Source organism: Paracidovorax wautersii (assembly GCF_031453675.1).
In the GTDB taxonomy this organism is placed as follows: Bacteria; Pseudomonadota; Gammaproteobacteria; order Burkholderiales; family Burkholderiaceae_C; genus Paracidovorax.
The window spans coordinates 2,611,683-2,631,481 of record NZ_JAVIZX010000001.1 but is presented as its reverse complement, the minus strand read 5'-3'; the positions used below and the strand labels follow the sequence as shown (position 1 = coordinate 2,631,481).

The window sequence follows — 19,799 nt, the reverse complement described above, 5'->3', positions numbered from 1 at the left end:
GCGCTCAGAACGGGGGTGGACTCAGGGCAACAGGTCCAGCGCCTGCATGTAGGCCGGCTGCAGCATCAGCTCGTCCCACGGCTGGGGCAGCGTCTCGGGCAGCAGGGCGATGCGGCGCGATTCGCTGTCCGGGCTTGGCTGCCAGCGGCCGGCGCGCTGTGCGGCCTCCAGGCCGTCCAGCAGTTCGTCCACCGGCTCGCCGTCGCCCAGGCTCTGGTTGCACAGCAGCACCAGGTCGCAGCCGGCGTCGAGCGCAGCCAGGGCGGCGTCGGTGTAGCTGACGGCCTGGCCTTCGATGCGGCGCGCGCCCTCCATGCTGAGGTCGTCGCTGAAGACCGCGCCGTCGAAGCGCAATTGCTGGCGCAGGATGTCCTGCAGCCAGCGGCGCGAGAAGCCGGCGGGGCGCGCATCCACCTTGGGGTAGATCACGTGCGCGGGCATGACGCTGGTGAGCGTGCTCGACAGCCACGGGTAGGGCGCGGCGTCGTCGGCCAGGATGGCCTTGAGACTGCGCTTGTCCACCGGGATCTCGGTATGGGAATCGGCCCGCACGGCGCCGTGGCCGGGGAAGTGCTTGCCGCAGTTGGCCATGCCGGCCTGCAGCAGGCCGTGCATGAGGCTCTTGGCCAGCAGCGCCACCACGCGCGAGTCGCGGTGGAAGGAGCGGTCACCGATCACGCCGCTCTCGCCGTAGTCCAGGTCCAGCACCGGCGTGAAGCTGAAATCGACGCCGCAGGAGCGCAGCTCGCTGCCCAGCACGTAGCCCGCTGCGGTGGCCGCATTGGTGGCGCGCAGGGCGCCGCTGCCGGGCAGCGCCTTCGCGCCCTGCCCGTCGTTCATCCACAGCTCGCCGAAGGCGCGCATCGGCGGGATGTGCGTGAAGCCGTCGGTGCGAAAGCGCTGCACGCGGCCGCCTTCGTGGTCCACGCAGATGAGCAGGTCGTCCCGCACGGCCTTGATGGTGGCGGTGAGCTCCAGCAGCTGCGCGCGGCTTTCCCAGTTGCGGGCGAACAGGATGACGCCGCCGGTGAGCGGGTGGGCCAGACGGCGGCGGTCGGCCGCGGTGAGCGCGGTGCCGGCCACGTCGAGGATCAGGGGAGCGTGTTCGATCATGGGCAAGGGTTAGATGGTGGTTTTGATAGCAGCCTGCGCTTGCTGCACAAGCGTCAGCGGGCGATTGGGCTTAAATCTTCTCGACCACGCAGAAGCTGGCCGCGTAGTCGCTCTCGTCGGTCACGGTGATGTGGCAGCGCAGGCCCTGCGCCTCGAACCACTCCTTGAGCGCACCGTGCAGCACGATCACGGGCTGGCCGGTACGCAGGTTGGCCACCTCGCAGTGGCGCCAGGTCATGGGCATGCGCATGCCCATGCCGACGGCCTTGCTGAATGCCTCCTTGGCCGAAAAGCGGGTGGCGAGGTAGCGCACGCCGCGTTCGGGCCAGCGGGCGCTGCGGGCCCGCCAGGTGGCCAGTTCGCCTTCGGCCAGCACCTTCTCGGCGAAGCGGTCGCCGTGGCGCTCCAGGCTGGCCCGGACGCGGCGCACGTCGCAGATGTCGGTTCCAATGCCGTAGATCATGGGGTTTAGGTCAAATCAGCCCTCAGCGCTTGATGATCAAGCGCAAGCAGCTATGGTTTCAGGAGCGCCGTGCCGCCACGCCGTCGTCGATGCACTGCTGGTAGGCGCGCACGGTGGCGGCATAGCCCAGCTCCAGCGCGTCGGCGATGAGCGCATGGCCGATGGAGACCTCCAGCAGGCCAGGCACGTCGCGCACAAAGGCCGCCAGGTTGTCACGGTTCAGGTCGTGCCCGGCGTTCACGCCCAGGCCGGCATCCAGCGCAGCCTGCGCGGCGGCGGCATAGCGCGCCAGCTGCGTGGCCTGGTCGGGCGTGCCCCAGGCGGCGGCATACGGCTCGGTGTACAGCTCGACCCGGTCGGCGCCGACAGCGCGGGCCGCGGCCATCTGCTCGGGCAGCGGGTCCATGAACAGGCTGACGCGCACGCCCAGGGCCCGGCATTCGGCGATCAGCGGCTGCAGGCGCTCTGCGTCCTGCGGAAAGCTCCAGCCGTGGTCGCTGGTGAACTGCGCCTCGCTGTCGGGCACGAAGGTGGCCTGCGCCGGCCGCACCTGGCGGATGAAGTCCATCAGGTTCTGCGTGGGGTTGCCTTCGATGTTGAACTCGCGGCCGGGCCATTGCTGCATCAGCGCGGCCAGCTCGTGCACGTCCTGCGCGCGGATGTGGCGCTCGTCCGGGCGCGGGTGGATGGTGATGCCCTGCGCGCCGGCTTCCAGGCACAGCGTGGCGGCACGGGTCACGCTGGGAATGCCCAGGTGGCGCGTATTGCGCACCAGCGCCACCTTGTTGACGTTGACGGACAGGGCGGTGCGCGGATGGGAGGTGGTCATGCGATGCGATGCGGGGCGGATGCGTGAAGCTCGGCAATATAGCAATCTGCGGCAGGGCGCTGCGGTGGTGGGGCGCGAGAAGGTCGGTAGCGGCGCCACCGCCGCCACCGGGCGCGTCAATCCGCCGGGCGCACCGAATAGCGCTCGCCGCCGATCACCAAGTCATGCCAGCGGGGCGGCTGGGTGGCAACGCCCTGCTCTGTCCACTGCTGGGCCTGCTTGCCGTTCAGCTTGCCCAGGTTGCCGCCCTGCAGACGCCCCGCCGCGCGCCACTGCCCGTTCTCGCGCACGAAGACCTGGCTGAGATAGTCGCTTAGCAGCACCTGCTCGGGCTGGCCGTCGCCGTCCAGGTCGATGCGCAGCACCGGGCACGGCGCGGCGTCGGTGCAGGTGACCGACAGTTTGTGCTCACGCAGTTGTGCGAGCAGGTAGTCGAGCCATGCGGCGTCCGGCGCCGCGTCCGCCGGGAAGGGCCGCAGCCGGGCGCGCAGCGTGTCGGCCGTCCAGACCTGCGCCTGCGCCCCGGAGCGCCGCGCGTAGCGGCTCTTGTCCTGCTGGGCGGCCTGCGCCCGCTCACGGATCTGCGCAGCCTGCGGATGGCTCTGTTCCTGCGTCAGTTGCTCCAGCGCCGCCTGCCCGGCACGGCCGGCATCCCAGCGCAGGTAGCCGAAGTCGAAGGCCGGCACGTCCACCCGCTGCGCCTGCAGCCGGGCCAGCTGGCTGGCAACGGCGATGCGCGCGGGGTCCAGCACCGGCGTGCAGGTCAGCAAGGCCAGCGCGACGGCCAGCCAGGCAACGGCCACATTCACGCGCCGCGCCATCGACATCCAGGGCACGCTGCGCTGCAACGCGGCCAGCGCGTAGCCGACGGCGTACACCGCCATCAGCACCACGGCCAGCGCGGCCCAGACGCGATCGGCCGTCCAGCCGTACTGCGCCACCCGCAGGCCGAGGGCATAGGCGCACAGCGCGGCGTAGACCGGCAGCGTCAGCAGGCCCATGGCGACAAAGCGCTGCAGCGCAGGGCCGAAGCGCTGGCTTTCCTCCCGGCCGTCGCTCCAGGCCACGTTGAAGAGAAACACCATCCACCCGATCAGGCCGAGCATGAGCGCGGTGGCGTGCCCCGTCTTCCACAGCGGCGCGAGGCCACGCACCGGCAGCGCTGCCAGGAAGAGCAGCGCGATCAGGCAGGCCAGCGGCAGCAGCCAGCCCAGCACCTGGAGCATGGACCGCCAGAAGCCCGCCAGCGCCTCCTCCCGCGCGGCATAGAGCGACAGGCCCAGGGCGAACGCGACCGGCGTGGCCATGTACACGAAGGGGAGACTGGTGAAGGTCTGCATGAAGAGCGAGACGCCCAGCACCTGGAACAGCCCCGCCAGCAGAAACAGCAGCGCCCAGAACAGGCCGGTGAACAGCCCGGCCAGCAGCAGCTGGAAGGCGTGGCGCCACGCCGTGGTGAACAGCCGCGGGTAGTCGCGCGCCCAGGTGCCGCAGGCCAGCCGCTGCTCGGCAAAGGGCAGCAGCACGAACCAGCTGCCGGACAGCAGCAGCACCAGGGCTGCCCCCATCTGCCCGCGGTTCTCTGCCCCGGAGACATGCCCCCCATAGCCCGCAGCCGCCGCGAACACCATGCCCAGAGCAGCCGCCTGCAGCCACAACCCGTGGCGCGAACGGTGCGCGGCCAGCAACTGCAAGGTCAGCGGAACCGCCAGCACGACGGCGTACACCGGCCAGAGCAGCGCCCACCGGTCCTTCGCCACCGCGCCGTGCAATGCCCACAGGGCAGCGCCCTGCGCGAGCGCCCAGGCCAGCATCCAAGGTCTCGCTTGGCCGTGATCCATGTCCTGTCCCCTCCCCGGTCGGCTGTATTTCAGAGTTTCTGCAGATCCATCATCAGCTGGCGCGTGCGCAGCACCGGGCTGCCGCAGTGGTACTGCAGCACGGCGCGGAGCTGGCTCTTGAGGTCGGCTGCCACGGCGCCCTCCGCCGTCGCGATGGCGCGCAGCGTGGCCGTGTAGTGCGCCGGCGCGTCCAGCGCCCGCTGCAGCGCCTGCCACTGGCTGCCGGCCAGCGTGGCACGGTCGGCCGGCAACACCGGGCGCAGCCCGGCCTCGGGCACCAGGGCATAGCGTGCGCCGGGCTCCAGGGCGGCCAGCGTGGAGGTCTCGGCATCGAGCGCCGGCAGCAGACCGATCTCTCGCAGCAGCAGCAGCTCGAAGCTGCGCAGCACGGGCTCCAGGGCGTCGCCGTGCTCGCTGCCCAGCACGCGCACCACGCCGGCATAGGCGTCGAACAGCGGGGCATGCGTGTCCTCGCGCGCCAGCAGCCGCAGCAGCAGTTCGTTCAGGTACAGGCCGGACAGCAGCGCGTCGCCAGTCGGCATCACGTGCCCGCCCACCCACTCCGCGCCCTTGAGCGCATGGATCTCCCCATGTCCCTCGGCGCCCAGCGTATAGGTCACGCGCAGCGGCTGCAGCGGCAGCAGCACCGGGCGGAAGTTGGACGTGGGTTTCTTCGCCCCCTTGGCCACCAGCGCCACGCGGCCATAGTGGCGCGTGAAGGTCTCCAGGATCAGGCTGGACTCGCTCCAGTCGTAGCGGTGCAGCACATAGGCGGGTTCGTCGGCAACGCGGCGGGCGGCCATAGTTTGCTATGCTTTCAGGAGCTAGAAGCGCTTGATGGATAAGCGCTGGAGGCCGATTTCTTCAATATCAGTTCAAGGTAACCTGCACCGGCAGCGAGCAGTGCACAAGCCCCACGCCGCGGTCACCCGTCAGAAGGCCGCGGAGCAGGCCACGCCAGCAGACGCCGCGGAACGGGCTTTGCCCGGCCGCTGGCGTCGTCCCCCTGGGGGGAAGGCGCCGCAGGCGACTCAGGGGGAAGTCATTCATATCCGAAAGAGCGCACCCGGGCCTCGTCGTCGGCCCAGCCCGAACGGACCTTGACCCACACTTCGAGGAACACCTTGGCGTCCATCAGCCGCTCCATCTCCTGCCGCGCCTCGGTGCTGATGCGCTTCAGGCGCTCGCCCTTCTCGCCGATCACCATGGCCTTGTGGCCGTCGCGCTCCACCACGATGGTGGCCGCCACGCGCACGAAGCGCTTGTGCGTCTTGCTCGGCTCTTCCTCGAACTTGTCGATGACCACGGTCGAGGTGTAGGGCAGCTCGTCGCCGGTGAAGCGGAACAGCTTCTCGCGCACCGTCTCGCTGGCCAGGAACTTCTCGCTGCGGTCGGTCAGTTCGTCCTCGGCGTACCAGAAGGGCTGCTCGGGCAGGTACTTGGCGCAGATGCCGAACAACCGCTCGATATCGCCCTTGTTCTTGGCCGACATGGGCACGAACTCGGCGAACGGGTGGCGCTCCTGCATGCCCTTGAGCCAGGGCGCGATCTCGGCGCGGCGGTGCACCTCGTCGAGCTTGTTGGCGATCAGCAGCGTGGGAATGCCGGGCTTGAAGAGCGACAGCACCTTGGCGTCGGCCAGCGTGAAGCTGCCGGCTTCCACCACGAAGAGGATCAGGTCCACGTCGCCGATGGCGCCCATCACGGTCTTGTTCAGCGACTTGTTGAGCGCCGTGCTGTGCTTGGTCTGGAAACCCGGCGTATCGACGAACACGAACTGCGTGTTCTCGCGCGTGCGGATGCCGGTGATGCGGTGGCGCGTGGTCTGCGCCTTGCGCGAGGTGATGGAGATCTTCTGCCCCACCAGCGCGTTCATCAGCGTGGACTTGCCCACGTTGGGCTTGCCGACGATGGCGATCAGGCCGCAGCGCTGGCCCGTGGCGTCCACCGCCGCCGCGCCGCCACCCGGCTTGGCGGCCGCCAGCATGGCTTCCAGGTCATTTTGGCCGCCAGCGCTTGATTCATCAGCGCCACCAGCTACATCTTTCGTAGCATCTTCGTTCATGCGTGTCTTGCTTTCAATGTGGCCAGCATGGCGGCAGCGGCCGCCTGCTCGCCGGCCCGGCGCGAGCCGCCAATGCCGCGCTCGGTCAGGCCCAGTTCGGAAATTTCGCACTCCACGTCGAACGTCTGGCGGTGCGCAGCCCCCACCGTACCGACCACGCGGTACAGCGGCAGCTTCATTTTGCGGCCCTGCAGCCACTCCTGCAACGCGGTCTTGGGGTCCTTGGCGGCCGCCTGCATCTGCGGGTTGACGTCCACGCCTTCGAACAGCCGGTGCACCAGCGCCTCCGCAGGCCCGTAGCCGGCATCCAGGTAGACGGCGCCGATCAGGGCCTCCAGCGCATCGGCGAGGATGGACGGGCGCAGCTTGCCGCCCGACTTGGCCTCGCCTTCGCCCAGGCGCAGCAGGTCGGACAGCTGCAGCCGCATGGCCAGGCCGTGCAGCGTGTCCTGCTTGACCAGGTTGGCGCGCACGCGGGACAGATCGCCTTCGGGCAGGTCCCTCAGCTGCCGGTACAGCAGGCTGGAGACGGCCAGGTTGAGCACGGAGTCGCCCAGGAATTCCAGGCGCTCGTTGTGGTCCGCCGAGAAACTGCGGTGGGTCACCGCGCGCTGCAGGAGCGCGGGATCGGAGAAGGTGTGCTGCAGGCGATCCTGCAGGGAAGACAGACTGCTGGTCACTAACGGGTCGAATCTTGGAAACGGTAGACGAGATAGGCCGGCCCGGCCAGCGCAATCTCACGCGAGTAGCTGAACGACACCACGACCTTGTCGTTGCGCTTCGTCACCTCGAGGTCCTTGCCGCTGATGGAGCTGATGTCGTCGATGGCGGCGGCACGGTCGAAAGCGGCACGCACTTCCGGCACCGTGGAGCCGTCGCGTGCGGCCTTGTTGGCCGCCTTGCGGATGGCCTGGTACTCCAGGAAGATGGGCACCGACTGGCCGCCAATGGCAAAGGCCGCCACGGCCAGGAAGCCGATCAGCACCAGTCCGATGAAGGACAGCCCGCGCTGGCGCGAGCGGCTGGTGGAACGTTGCAGGCCCATGGTTTCCCCTCTCGATGGTGGTTGTGTTGTTGCGGCGCGGCCCGGTTCAGCGGACGAACGGCTCAGTTGAACGAGCCGATGCGCTTCGGATTGCCGAAGTTCATCCACACGAAGAACGCCTTGCCGACGATGTTGGCGTCCGGCACGAAGCCCCAGTAGCGCGAGTCGAGCGAATTATCGCGGTTGTCGCCCATCATGAAGTACTGGCCCTCGGGCACCTTGCACACCACACCCTCGACGCTGTAGCGGCACTGGTCGCGGTAGGCGAAGTTGCTCGCGCCCTGCACGAAGGCCGGCATGTCGGGATTGTTCAGGATGCCGTGGCGGTGCGTGCCCAGCTGTTCCTCGAAGTGCTTGAAGTAGCGCATCGCGTCTTCGTCGAAGAAGTCGGGCAGCGCGCTCGTGGGCACGGGCTGGCCGTTCACCGTCAGCCGCTTGTTCAGGTAGGCCACCTCGTCGCCGGGCACGCCGACCACACGCTTGATGTAGTCCATGTTGGGCTGGGGCGGGTAGCGGAACACCATCACGTCGCCGCGCTGGGGTGCGTTGCCCTCGGTGATCTTCTTGTTGATGACGGGCAGGCGGATGCCGTAGGTGAACTTGTTCACCAGGATCAGGTCGCCCACCAGCAGCGTGGGGATCATCGAGCCGGAGGGGATCTTGAACGGCTCGAAGAGGAACGAGCGCAGCAGGAAGACGATGGCGATCACCGGGAACAGCCCCGCCGTCCAGTCCAGCCACCAGGGCTGCATGAGGATGCGGCCCTTGGCCTCTTCCACGTCGCCGTCGACCTTGGCGATGCCCATGCGGTCCAGCTCGGCGCGGCGCTGCACGGCAGCAGCCTCGATGGCCTGGGCCGCCTTGCGGCGCTGGGGCAGGAAGTAGAAGCGCTCGGCCAGCCAGTACGCGCCGGTCACGACCGTGGCCAGGAACAGCAGCAGAGCGAAGTTGCCGTCGATGGCGCCCAGGTACCAGGCACCGACATAGCCGACGAACGCGGCGATCACCAGGGAGGTGATGAACTGCATGGCTTTCATCAATCCTCCACCTGCAGGATGGCCAGGAACGCTTCCTGGGGCACTTCCACCGAACCGATCTGCTTCATGCGTTTCTTGCCTGCCTTCTGCTTCTCGAGAAGCTTGCGCTTGCGGGTGATGTCACCGCCATAGCATTTCGCCAGCACGTTTTTGCGCAGTGCCTTGATGGTCTCGCGCGCGATGATGTTGGCACCGATGGCCGCCTGGATGGCCACGTCGAACATCTGGCGGCTGATGATTTCGCGCATCTTGGCGGCCACGGCACGGCCACGGTAGGTGGATTGGCTGCGGTGCACGATGATCGACAGCGCGTCGACCTTCTCGCCGTTGAGCAGGATGTCGACCTTCACCACGTCCGACGCGCGGTACTCCTTGAACTCGTAGTCCATGGACGCATAGCCGCGCGACACCGACTTCAGCTTGTCGAAGAAGTCCAGCACGATCTCGCCCAGGGGAATCTCATAGGTCAGCATGACCTGGCGGCCGTGATAGGCCATGTTGAGCTGCACGCCGCGCTTCTGGTTGGCCAGCGTCATCACCGCGCCAACGTAGTCCTGCGGCATGTACAGATGCACGGTCACGATGGGCTCGCGAATCTCCTGGATCTTGCCTTGCTCGGGCATCTTGGAGGGGTTCTCGACCATGATGACCTCGCCATCGCCCTTGACCACTTCGTAGACCACGCTGGGCGCGGTGGTGATCAGGTCCTGGTCGAACTCGCGCTCCAGGCGTTCCTGCACGATCTCCATGTGCAGCAGGCCCAGGAAGCCGCACCGGAAGCCGAAGCCCAGCGCCTGCGACACCTCGGGCTCGAAATGCAGCGAGGCATCGTTGAGCTGCAGCTTTTCCAGCGCGTCGCGCAACTGGTCGTATTCGCTCGCTTCCGTCGGATAGAGGCCGGCGAAGACCTGCGGCTGGATTTCCTTGAAGCCGGGCAGTGCCTGCTCGGCCGGGCCGAGGTTGTTGGGCAGCTTCTTTTCCAGCGTGATGGTGTCGCCGACCTTGGCGGCTTTCAGTTCCTTGATGCCCGCGATGATGTAGCCCACTTCGCCTGCGTTCAGCGCGCTGCGCGCCTCGTTGGCGGGAGTGAACACGCCCAGGTTGTCGGCGTTGTAGGCCGCACCGGAAGCCATCATCTTGAAGCGTTCGCCCTTGAGCAGGCGGCCGTCCACCACCCGCACCAGCATCACCACGCCCACGTACGGATCGAACCAGCTGTCGATGATCATGGCGCGCAGCGGCGCGTCGGGATTGCCGCGCGGAGCGGGCACCTTGGCGACGATGAGCTCCAGGATCTCGTCAATGCCCATGCCGGTCTTGGCCGAGCACGGAATCGCATCCGTCGCATCGATGCCGATCACGTCCTCGATCTCGGCCTTGGCGTTGTCAGGATCGGCCTGCGGCAGATCCATCTTGTTGAGCACGGGCAGCACTTCCACGCCCAGGTCGAGCGCGGTGTAGCAGTTGGCCACCGTCTGGGCTTCCACGCCTTGCGAAGCATCGACCACCAGCAGCGCGCCCTCGCATGCCGACAGCGAACGCGACACTTCATACGAGAAGTCCACGTGGCCCGGCGTGTCGATCAGATTGAGGTTGTAGACCTGCCCATCCTTGGCCTTGTACTGCAGCGCAGCGGTCTGTGCCTTGATGGTTATCCCACGCTCTTTTTCGATGTCCATCGAGTCGAGGACCTGGGCTTCCATCTGCCGTTCCTCAAGCCCTCCACAGCGCTGGATCAGGCGGTCAGCGAGCGTCGACTTGCCGTGGTCGATGTGCGCAATGATGGAAAAATTTCTGATGTGGTTCATCAACGGAATGCGACAAGTGATTGAATTGAAAAGAACGCAGACAAGAAAAAAGGGCGCGTCAGATGGTGACGCGCCCTGAACCAACAATCTTTTGGCAACTGCGATAGTTGGAGCTTCATTGTAGGCAAAAAGCCTGGACGGGAAAGCCCAGCCCAGCGCGCTACAGGGTCGTTGCCACCTTGCAACGGGCAATTTATCAACAGGTTATTCACAATTCCCGCCAACATGTATTGAACAACATGTGGGCGATCTGTGGAGCACCTGTGCATGATTCTCTCGTCTTTCACATCGTGGGCTAAGCGCCCTCGGTTATTCCCCAGACCCACGATGAAAGGACCACATTCTATCGAAAACTGCACATAGCCCATTTAATAAGTTAGCCAGGGCTAACTTTCGAAATAAATCACTTGCATTTCACGATGTGGTCCGACAGCCGACGGCCCGCTCCCGGTTCTGGGAGGGACCGGGGCCTTGGCTCAGCGCGCGGGCCGGATCAGCGCGTATTGCGCCCATTCGCCCCGACGGAAAAGGACATTGATGGGCTTGCCCTTGTCCGCCTTGCCGAGTGCCGCCTCGAACTCCTTCAGGGTGTTGACCTCGGTGTTGGCCAGCGCCACGATGACATCGCCCTCGCGCAGGCCTGCACGGGCAGCCGCATCGGCTGCCGCGGCGACGCGCACGCCCCCCTTGATCTTGAGTTCTTTCTTTTCGGCATCTGTCAGGTCGGTGACCTGCAAGCCGATCTGCTGTGCGGCCGCGGAAGCCTTCGGCGGCTTGCTGCTTTCGCGCTCGGCCCCCTTCGCCACCGGCTTCTCATCGGGATCCACCTCGGCGATGGTGATCGACAGGTCGCGGGTATTGCCGCGGCGGAAGACCGTGATCGTGCTCTTCGTTCCCGGCTTGGTATTGCCCACCAGGCGCGGCAGGTCAGACACCTTCTCGACGGCCTTGCCGTCGAACTTCGTGATCACGTCGCCAGCCTCGACACCCGCCTTGTCCGCAGGGGACCCCGTTTCCACGCCGCGCACCAGCGCGCCCACCGCCTTGCCCAGACCGATGGACTCCGCCACATCGCGCGGCACTGTTTCGATCTGCACCCCGATGCGGCCGCGGCTCACCCGGCCGGTCGCACGCAGTTGCTCGCTCACGCGGATGGCTTCGTCAACGGGGATCGCAAAAGAGATCCCCATGAAGCCACCCGATCGCGAATAGATCTGGCTGTTGATGCCGACCACTTCGCCGCGCATGTTGATCAGCGGCCCGCCCGAATTGCCGGGGTTGATGGCCACGTCGGTCTGGATGAAGGGCAGGTAGTCGCCGGTATCTCGCTGCTTGGCGCTCACGATGCCGGCCGTCACGCTGTTCTCGAGCCCGAAGGGCGAACCGATGGCCATGACCCACTCGCCCACCCGCAGGCGGTTCAGGTCCCCGATCTTCACGGCAGGCAGGCCGGTGGCATCGATCTTGACCACGGCCACGTCGGTGCGCTTGTCCGACCCGACGATCTTCGCCTTGAATTCCCGCTTGTCCGTGAGGGTCACGATGACCTCCTCCGCCCCCTCCACCACGTGGTGGTTGGTCATCACGAAGCCGTCGGCGGTCAGGATGAAGCCAGAGCCCACGCCGCGGGGCTGCTCCTCGCGCGGCGTGCGCTGCTGAGGCGCCTGCTGCTTGGGCATATTGGGCACGGGCACCCCGAAGCGGCGGAAGAACTCGAGCATTTCCTCGTCCATGGAACCGGCGCCGGACTGGCTGGACACCTTTTCCAGCGTCCGGATGTTCACCACCGAGGGCCCCACCTGGTCCACCAGATCCGTGAAGTCGGGCAATCCGCGCACCGATGCCGCTGCCTGGGCATGCGCTTGCGCCGTCGGCCACAGAACGCCTCCCGCAGACACGGCCAGAACGCCCGCGATTGCGGCGATCCGCATCGGCTTCCAATCGATTCTGAACATCGTCGACCCTTCCAAAGACAGTTGTGATATCAAATCAGTAGTACGCTTTTTGAGAAGCGGCGTCGGGGAATTGGTTCCGCGGCCATGATCGCAGATCGACGTGGGCCGAGACGTCGGCACCCGCCCCACGCAGACCCCAGGCAAAGTCGCGGCAGTACCGCTGCGCAGCAGAGCGCCGGGCTGCGCACGAACCGCCCGCTGCGGAACTGAAGGGAGGTTTCGGCAAGATGGCACCCGGCAACGCGCCGTGGGGCGCATGGCGTGCCGCCTTGCCACCTGTGCGGTGCTGTCAGCGCCTCAGCGCGCAGGCGCTTCGAAAGTCGCGTTACGCAAGAAACCCGCCGGCATCTGCAGGTTCGAGGTGGCACCGAACTGGCGGTGCGCAGCCAGCAGTTCGTCCAGGCGCGGATCCCGAATCATGACGGATTGCCCGGGAGGGCCGTTCTCAGCCACTGCCGTGGCCGCATCCGGCCCCGCCACAGGCGCGACGATGGCCAGTTGGGGGCCCGATACACCCGGCATGCCGGCGTACGTATGCCAGCCCAGTGCCGCCACGGCTGCCAGCGAAGCCAGCCCTGCCGCGACCTTCCAGTGGAATACCGACGCATTGGCCGAAACTTCCACCCGGGTATCCACCGGCGCGACCTGCACAACTTGCGCCTGCGCCAGTTCAGCCACCGGCGGAGCCTTCGCCAGCTCAGCCCGCAGCGTGGAAAGAAAGCCCAGGTCGGCGGGGCGGGCGAGCTCAGAGGAACGCATCACGTCCCCGATGAGGTGGTAGACCTGCCACGTCTGAAGGCCTTCGTCCGTCTCGGCCCATCGCATGGCCTGGGCGAATTCGTCGCCCTGCAACTGTCCGTCCGTCAAGGCGGACAACTGTTCCTGCGTCTTTACATCGTCATTCATGGTGTACCACCCGCAATCCGCAACATTCCTTGGCCACAGCCAACCACTACCACCGCTTACCCGACTGGCTCTCCAGCAGGGGACGCACCTTTGCGGATATGGCTTCACGGGCCCGGAAGATGCGCGAACGCACCGTCCCGATCGGGCAACTCATAGCCACCGCAATCTCTTCATAGGTCAAACCCTCGATCTCCCGCAAGGTCACCGCCTGGCGCAGATCTTCCGGCAACGCCTCCATGGCGCTGTTGACCGCCGCGGCGATTTCCTGGGCCGCCAAGACGGTTTCGGGGGTTTCGTCGCTGATTAGTTCATTGCCGGGGCGGGAAGTTTCATCCTCGTCATCCCCATTGCGCAAAGCGTTCTCGGAGATCACGGGATTGCGCTTCATGTCGACAAGCGCCTTCTTGGCCGTGTTCACGGCAATCCGGTACAGCCAGGTATAGAACTGGGCGTCGCCGCGGAACTGGTGCAGCGCCCGATAGGCCCGGATGAAGGTCTCCTGCGCAATGTCGGGCACCAGGTCCACGTCCCGGACCATGCGTCCGATCAGCCTTTCGATCCGGCGCTGGTACTTGATGACGAGCAATTCGTAGGCCCGCTGGTCACCGGCCAGCGTCCTCTCCACAAGCTGGAAGTCGCTGTCTGAACTGGGGGGCGAAAGCGGGGCAGCGGTCATCTCGGATCATCGTTGTGGTGGGAGCGGAGCGGTGCAGAACGCACCTCCGCATCGATCGCAGCAGTGCGGTCTGCGTCTCGGGATGTGTGGGCATACAAAGCCCGGCGCAGTGCCAGCCAAGCCGTGGGTGCATGGCAACGCTCCAGCCAGAGCCACACGCACCGCGCTCCGGGACCCCACGCGCAGCGCAGCAGCAGGGCCTCCTGTACATCCACGGCCACCTCCATGGACTGGGCCGGACACACCCGCTGCGGTACGCCCTCGGCCTGGACCATCCATTCCGCACCGTTCCAGTCGAGCCAGCCTGCGGCAGGCAATCTGCGCCACCAAAGAACTGCCGCAGTCGCTGCCAGCAGCCAGATGAGCACGAAGACGAGGCCGTGAAGTGGAGAAGGAAAATGCCCTTGCCACATGATGCCCCCCATCGTGGCCGGCGCCAGCAGGGCACAGGCCAGTAGCGCGGCGAGCAGCCGCCCACTGCGAACAAGGGGAAATCGCACGGCCGGCGCAGACGCCAATCCCGGCGGGACGGCCGGCACTGCGTTGGTTGGGCCTTGAGGCATCAGGCTCCCTGCGCATGCACGGCCGGGAGTCGTGCGGGATCAGACGCGCTTGAAGACCAGCGTGCCGTTCGTGCCGCCAAAGCCGAAATTGTTCTTCACGGCAATGTCGATCTTCATGTCACGGGCGGCATTGGCACAGTAATCCAGATCGCATTCCGGATCCTGCTCGAAGAGGTTGATCGTCGGCGGCGCCTTCTGGTCACGCAGTGCCAGCACGGTGAACACGCTCTCGATCCCGCCCGCCCCACCCAGCAAGTGGCCGGTCATGGACTTGGTCGAGCTGACCACCATCTTCTTGGCATGGTCGCCCAGGGCGGCCTTGATGGCATTGGTTTCGTTCAGGTCGCCCAGAGGCGTCGAGGTGCCGTGCGCATTGAGGTAGTCCACCTGGTCGGCGTTGATACCGGCATTGCGCAGCGCAGCCTGCATGGCCCGGCGGGGGCCGTCCATGTTCGGCGCCGTCATGTGACCGGCGTCGGCACTCATACCGTAGCCGCTGACCTCGGCGTAGATCGTCGCGCCGCGGGCCTTGGCGTGCTCGTACTCTTCCAGCACCATCACGCCGGCGCCCTCGCCCAGCACGAAGCCGTCGCGGTCCTTGTCCCAGGGACGGGACGCCGTCTGCGGATCGTCGTTGCGTGTGGACAGAGCCCGCATGGCCGCGAAGCCACCCACGCCCAGCGGCGAGACCGTGGCCTCGCTGCCGCCCGCCACGATCACGTCGGCATCGCCGTACTCGATCTTGCGCGCGGCCTCGCCGATGCAGTGCAGACCCGTCGTGCACGCCGTGACGACGGACAGGTTGGGCCCCTTGAAGCCGAACTTCATGGACACGTGCCCGGCCACCATATTGATAATGGAAGCCGGCACGAAGAATGGGGTGATGCGGCGCGGCCCGCGATTGGCATATTCCGCGTGCGTTCCTTCGATCAGCGGCAGGCCGCCGATACCAGAGCCGATGATGCAGCCGATGCGTGTGGCCAGCTCTTCATCCAGCGCCTCGCCCGTGGGCAGGCCTGCATCGCGGATGGCCTCCTGGGCCGCGGCGATGCCATAGTGGATGAAGGTGTCCATCGTCCGCGCATCCTTGGCGCTGATGTAGGACTCCACATCAAACCCTTTGACCTCGCCGGCGATCTTGCAGGCGAAGTTCGACGCGTCGAACTTGGTGATGAGGCCAATGCCGGATTGGCCGGCAAGGATGTTGGCCCAGGCGTCTGCCACCGTGTTACCCACGGGACTGATGCAACCCAGGCCGGTCACGACAACGCGACGACGGCTCATGCGCTAAAACTTTCTGCTGTTCGCTCTGGGCTCGAAGGCGCTCAGGCCTTCTGATGGGTGTTGGCGTAGTCGATGGCGTTCTGCACCGTCGTGATCTTCTCTGCGTCTTCGTCAGGGATCTCGATGCCGAATTCGTCTTCCAGGGCCATCACCAGTTCCACGGTGTCCAGGGAGTCAGCACCCAGATCGGCCACGAAGGCTTTTTCATTGGTGACTTGAGACTCTTCCACGCCGAGTTGTTCGGCAATGATTTTTTTGACACGTGCTTCGATATCGCTCATGGTTTCCCTCAGGGGGTTGTGAATGAATCCGCGATTCTAGCTGGTTCGGGAGAACTCCCTTACCGGCCCGCCGAGCGGAGTAATCGGCGCCAACTCTCTTCAATTACATGTACATGCCGCCATTGACGTGCAATTCCTGCCCCGTCACATAACCTGCGCCGGCGGAGGCCAGGTACGCGACGGCGTGCGCGATGTCGCTGGGCTGCCCCAGGTCGCCCAGGGCGATCTGCGATTTGAGCGCTTTTTTCTGCTCTTCGGGCAATTCCGCCGTCATATCGGTGGCAATGAACCCCGGGGCGACGCAGTTGACCGTGATGCCGCGGCTGCCCAGTTCGCGCGCCAGCGCGCGGGTCATTCCCGCCACGCCCGCCTTGGCGGCGGCGTAGTTGGCCTGACCGGGATTGCCCGATGCACCGACCACGCTCGTGATGTTGATGATGCGGCCGAAGCGCTGCTTCATCATGGGACGGATGGCCGCGCGGCTGACACGGAAGACCGCCTTCAGGTTGGTGTCGACCACTGCATCCCAATCGTCGTCCTTCATACGCATCGCCAGGGTGTCACGGGTGATGCCGGCGTTGTTCACCAAGACATGCAAACCGCCGTATTCCTTGACGATGGCATCGGTCAGCGCATCCACGGCGGCGCCGTCAGTGACATTCAGGACCACTCCTTTGCCACCGGACGCAGCGAGCGCCTGCGTGATGCTGGCAGCACCGCCTTCGCTGGTTGCCGTGCCGATGACGCGGTAGCCGCGGGCCGACAGTTCCGCGGCGATGGCCGCGCCGATGCCGCGCGTCGCGCCCGTCACAAGGGCGATCTGGGAAGGGTTTGCAGTGGTGTCGGTCATGCCAGCAGTTCTCGGGTCTCGGCCAAGGTGGCCGTGTCATACAGGGAAGCACCCACCAGTTCGGGGTCGATGCGCTTGGTCATGCCGGCCAGAACCTTGCCGGGACCGCATTCGATGAGATGGGTCACGCCGCGGGCCTTGAGCGCCTGGACGCATTCCACCCAGCGCACGGCACCGAAGGCCTGGCGGTACAGCGCGTCGCGGATGGCGTCGGCGTCTTGCTCGACAGCCACGTCGACGTTGTTCACCACCGGAATCCGGGGCGCAGCGAGGGGGGTCGACGCCAGCGCTTCGCGCAGCTTCTCGGCCGCGGGCTTCATGAGGCTGGAATGGAAAGGCGCCGACACGGGCAGCGGCAATGCGCGCTTGGCGCCGGCGGCCTTGAGCACCTCGCACGCCTTGTCGACACCGGCCTTGGTGCCCGCGATCACGGTCTGGGCCGGGTCGTTGAAGTTCACGGCCTCCACAACTTCTGCAGAGCCGGCGCCGAACGAAGCCGCAGCCTCGGCGCAGCCGGAGATGACCTTGGCTGCATCCATGCCCAGGATGGCGGCCATGGCGCCAGTCCCGACGGGCACGGCTTCCTGCATGGCAGCGGCGCGCAGGCGCACCAGCGGCGCTGCTTGCTCCAGGGTCAGCACCCCGGAGGCCACGAGGGCCGAATACTCACCCAGCGAGTGACCCGCAACGGCGACCGGCAAGGCGCCCCCTTCGGCGGTCCAGACGCGCCACGCGGCGACGCCGGCGACGAGCATCACAGGCTGGGTGTTGGTAGTGAGGGCCAGGGATTCCTTGGGACCTTCCTGGATCAGGCGGCCCACGTCCTCTCCCAGGGCGTCCGAGGCTTCCTGCACGGTCTGCGCCACGGCGGGGTGGTCGCCCCAGCCATCCAGCATGCCGACCGATTGGGAGCCCTGCCCAGGAAAAACGAAAGCAAAAGACTTCGACATCGTTTGAAACATGAATAAAAACAGGCTCTAGCGCCCTACCAACAAGCGAATAGCGCTACATTTTGAGGAGCACCGCACCCCAGGTGAAGCCACCGCCCACGCCTTCCAGCATGAGCGTTTGCCCCGGAAGGATCTGGCCGTTGCGCACACCATGGTCCAGCGCCAGCGGAATCGAGGCCGCCGAGGTGTTGCCGTGCTCGCCCACGGTGACGATCACCTTTTCCATGGACAGGCCAAGCTTCTTGGCCGTGCTTTGCATGATGCGGATATTGGCCTGGTGGGGCACCAGCCAGTCGATGTCCGCGTCCGTCAGACCGGCCTTGTCCAGCGTGGCGCGGGCCGCCTTTTCCAGCAGCCCCACCGCCAGCTTGAAGACGGCCTGGCCGTCCATCTTGAGCAGCGGGTCGCCCAGAATCTGTCCGCCCAGGACATTGCCCGGCACACACAGGATGCCCACATGCTTGCCGTCGGCACGCAATTCGCTCGCCAGAATGCCCGGCGTATCGGACGCCTCGAGCACGACCGCGCCGGCACCGTCGCCGAACAGAACGCAGGTGGTGCGGTCATTGAAGTCGAGCAGGCGGCTGAAGACCTCCGAACCCACCACCAGCGCCCGGTTCGCGGCCCCGGACTGGATCATGGAATCCGCCACGGACAGCGCGTAGACGAAACCGCTGCAGACAGCCTGCACGTCGAAGGCCGGGCAGCCGTTGGCCCCCAGCTTGTTCTGCAGGATGCAAGCAGTCGAAGGGAACACCATGTCCGGTGTGGACGTGGCGACGATGATCAGGTCGATGTCCTGCGGCTGGACGCCAGCGGCCTCCAGAGCGCGGCGCGAGGCCTCAAGTGCCAGGTCACTGCTGGCGACATCGGTCTCGGCAAAGTGCCGCGCGCGGATGCCGGTGCGTTCGACGATCCACTCGTCCGAAGTATCGACCCCGCGCTGTGCGAGTTCGGCCACCAAATCGGCATTGGACAGGCGCCTTGGCGGCAGGTAGCTGCCGGTGCCTTTGATACGGGAATAGCGTCTCATCAATGTGTGGCCGCGGCCATTCCGGAGGGAGGCACCTGCGCATCGGCTGGCGCCAGAAGCGGCGCTGCGTGCGCAACCCGCGTCCGGACGCGGTCGAGCAGGTTGTTGCGGGCTGCATCATACGCGCGGTTCAAAGCCTGCTCATAGGCGAGAGCGTCGGCCGATCCATGGCTCTTGAACACCAGTCCGCGGAGCCCCAACAGGGCCGCGCCGTTGTAACGTCGGTGGTCCATGCGACGCATCAAGGCCGAAAGCACCGGATAGGCAATGATGGCTGCAAGTTTGGTGAAGATATTGCGCTTGAACTCCTGCTTCAGCGCGCCAACGATCATCGATGCCACGCCCTCGCTCGCCTTGAGCGCCACGTTGCCGACAAAACCGTCACACACCACGATGTCTACAACGCCCTTGAAGATATCGTTGCCTTCGACGTTGCCGTAGAAATTGAGATCGCCCGATTTGCCCGCAGATCGCAGCAGTTCACCCGCAGCCTTGATCACTTCGCTGCCTTTGATGGCTTCCTCGCCGATATTCAGCAAGCCCACCGTCGGCTCGCCTCCCTCCTGCAACGCGGAAACCAGGGCCGACCCCATCACGGCGAATTGCAACAGATGTTCCGCAGTGCAATCGACATTGGCGCCCAGGTCCAGCACGGTGGTGGCGCCGCCGCGGGCATTCGGCATCTGCGTGGCGATGGCAGGCCGATCGATGCCGTCCAATGTCTTGAGCAGATAGCGGGCGATCGCCATCAAAGCGCCAGTGTTGCCAGCCGATACGGCGGCCTGGGCATTGCCATCCTTCACCTGCTGGATGGCCACCCGCATCGATGAATCCTTTTTGCGGCGAAGGGCGACCTCCACCGGGTCATCCATCGTCACCACTTCGGAAGCGGCCACGATCGTTGCCCGCTCATGGGCGAACGCCTGCAGGCTCTCGGGCAGCCCTACCAGCAGCAGGCGGGCCTCGGCATGGGTTGCAAGAAACTGGCGGCATGCCGCCAGCGTGACGCGGGGGCCATGGTCGCCCCCCATACAGTCAACAGCCAGTGTGATCATGGGCGACTAAAGAGCCGCGAGCGCGGCTGGAAGAAAAGGGAATAC

General features: G+C 66.0%; 19 protein-coding genes. All 19 read right to left on the bottom strand.

Annotated elements, in window-relative coordinates; translation table 11 throughout:
• Window positions 1–21 precede the first annotated feature (21 nt).
• A complete protein-coding gene (gene nagZ / locus QE399_RS11865) occupies window positions 22–1,113 on the bottom strand; it encodes a beta-N-acetylhexosaminidase (protein WP_309829001.1) in 1,092 nt (363 codons plus the stop codon).
• A 70-nt stretch (window positions 1,114–1,183) separates the two neighbouring features.
• Window positions 1,184–1,576, bottom strand: a complete 393-nt coding sequence (acpS, locus tag QE399_RS11860) for a holo-ACP synthase (RefSeq protein ID WP_309829000.1) — start codon at window positions 1,574–1,576, stop codon at window positions 1,184–1,186.
• A gap of 58 nt (window positions 1,577–1,634) precedes the next feature.
• Window positions 1,635–2,405 (bottom strand): pyridoxine 5'-phosphate synthase, encoded by a 771-nt coding sequence (locus QE399_RS11855; protein ID WP_309828998.1) that lies wholly within the window; start codon window positions 2,403–2,405, stop codon window positions 1,635–1,637.
• Window positions 2,406–2,521: 116 nt separating this feature from the next.
• Window positions 2,522–4,246, bottom strand: coding sequence for a DUF4153 domain-containing protein (locus QE399_RS11850; RefSeq protein ID WP_309828997.1), 1,725 nt, complete (start codon window positions 4,244–4,246; stop codon window positions 2,522–2,524).
• Window positions 4,247–4,275: 29 nt separating this feature from the next.
• Window positions 4,276–5,049 (bottom strand): DNA repair protein RecO, encoded by a 774-nt coding sequence (recO, locus tag QE399_RS11845; protein ID WP_309828995.1) that lies wholly within the window; start codon window positions 5,047–5,049, stop codon window positions 4,276–4,278.
• 239 nt (window positions 5,050–5,288) lie between these two features.
• The gene (era, locus tag QE399_RS11840; RefSeq protein WP_309828993.1) at window positions 5,289–6,311 is read right to left on the bottom strand and encodes a GTPase Era; all 1,023 of its coding nucleotides are present in this window, start codon (window positions 6,309–6,311) and stop codon (window positions 5,289–5,291) included.
• Window positions 6,308–6,991, bottom strand: a complete 684-nt coding sequence (gene rnc, locus QE399_RS11835) for a ribonuclease III (protein WP_309828991.1) — start codon at window positions 6,989–6,991, stop codon at window positions 6,308–6,310. The genes era and rnc overlap by 4 nt, the downstream gene beginning before the upstream one ends.
• Window positions 6,991–7,356 carry a DUF4845 domain-containing protein gene (locus QE399_RS11830; protein WP_309828988.1) on the bottom strand — a complete coding sequence of 122 codons (366 nt, stop codon included), beginning with the start codon at window positions 7,354–7,356 and terminating at the stop codon, window positions 6,991–6,993. The genes rnc and QE399_RS11830 overlap by 1 nt, the downstream gene beginning before the upstream one ends.
• 62 nt (window positions 7,357–7,418) lie before the next feature.
• Window positions 7,419–8,393 (bottom strand): signal peptidase I, encoded by a 975-nt coding sequence (gene lepB / locus QE399_RS11825; RefSeq protein WP_309828986.1) that lies wholly within the window; start codon window positions 8,391–8,393, stop codon window positions 7,419–7,421.
• Window positions 8,393–10,201 (bottom strand): translation elongation factor 4, encoded by a 1,809-nt coding sequence (lepA, locus tag QE399_RS11820; RefSeq protein WP_309828984.1) that lies wholly within the window; start codon window positions 10,199–10,201, stop codon window positions 8,393–8,395. The genes lepB and lepA overlap by 1 nt, the downstream gene beginning before the upstream one ends.
• 476 nt (window positions 10,202–10,677) lie before the next feature.
• Complete coding sequence (locus QE399_RS11815; protein ID WP_309832055.1) at window positions 10,678–12,156, bottom strand: DegQ family serine endoprotease; 1,479 nt, start codon at window positions 12,154–12,156, stop codon at window positions 10,678–10,680.
• Between the two features lie 297 nt (window positions 12,157–12,453).
• Window positions 12,454–13,062, bottom strand: a complete 609-nt coding sequence (locus QE399_RS11810) for a sigma-E factor negative regulatory protein (RefSeq protein ID WP_309828982.1) — start codon at window positions 13,060–13,062, stop codon at window positions 12,454–12,456.
• A gap of 46 nt (window positions 13,063–13,108) precedes the next feature.
• Window positions 13,109–13,738 (bottom strand): RNA polymerase sigma factor RpoE, encoded by a 630-nt coding sequence (gene rpoE, locus QE399_RS11805; protein ID WP_309828980.1) that lies wholly within the window; start codon window positions 13,736–13,738, stop codon window positions 13,109–13,111.
• Between the two features lie 602 nt (window positions 13,739–14,340).
• Window positions 14,341–15,585, bottom strand: a complete 1,245-nt coding sequence (gene fabF / locus QE399_RS11800; RefSeq protein ID WP_309828977.1) for a beta-ketoacyl-ACP synthase II — start codon at window positions 15,583–15,585, stop codon at window positions 14,341–14,343.
• A gap of 41 nt (window positions 15,586–15,626) precedes the next feature.
• Window positions 15,627–15,866 (bottom strand): acyl carrier protein, encoded by a 240-nt coding sequence (acpP, locus tag QE399_RS11795; RefSeq protein ID WP_003058049.1) that lies wholly within the window; start codon window positions 15,864–15,866, stop codon window positions 15,627–15,629.
• Between the two features lie 103 nt (window positions 15,867–15,969).
• Window positions 15,970–16,716, bottom strand: a complete 747-nt coding sequence (gene fabG / locus QE399_RS11790) for a 3-oxoacyl-ACP reductase FabG (RefSeq protein ID WP_309828975.1) — start codon at window positions 16,714–16,716, stop codon at window positions 15,970–15,972.
• Window positions 16,713–17,666, bottom strand: a complete 954-nt coding sequence (gene fabD, locus QE399_RS11785; RefSeq protein ID WP_309828973.1) for an ACP S-malonyltransferase — start codon at window positions 17,664–17,666, stop codon at window positions 16,713–16,715. The genes fabG and fabD overlap by 4 nt, the downstream gene beginning before the upstream one ends.
• Before the next feature lie 55 nt (window positions 17,667–17,721).
• The gene (locus tag QE399_RS11780) at window positions 17,722–18,699 is read right to left on the bottom strand and encodes a beta-ketoacyl-ACP synthase III (protein WP_309828972.1); all 978 of its coding nucleotides are present in this window, start codon (window positions 18,697–18,699) and stop codon (window positions 17,722–17,724) included.
• Window positions 18,699–19,754 (bottom strand): phosphate acyltransferase PlsX, encoded by a 1,056-nt coding sequence (plsX, locus tag QE399_RS11775; RefSeq protein ID WP_309828970.1) that lies wholly within the window; start codon window positions 19,752–19,754, stop codon window positions 18,699–18,701. The genes QE399_RS11780 and plsX overlap by 1 nt, the downstream gene beginning before the upstream one ends.
• Between the last annotated feature and the right edge of the window lie 45 nt (window positions 19,755–19,799).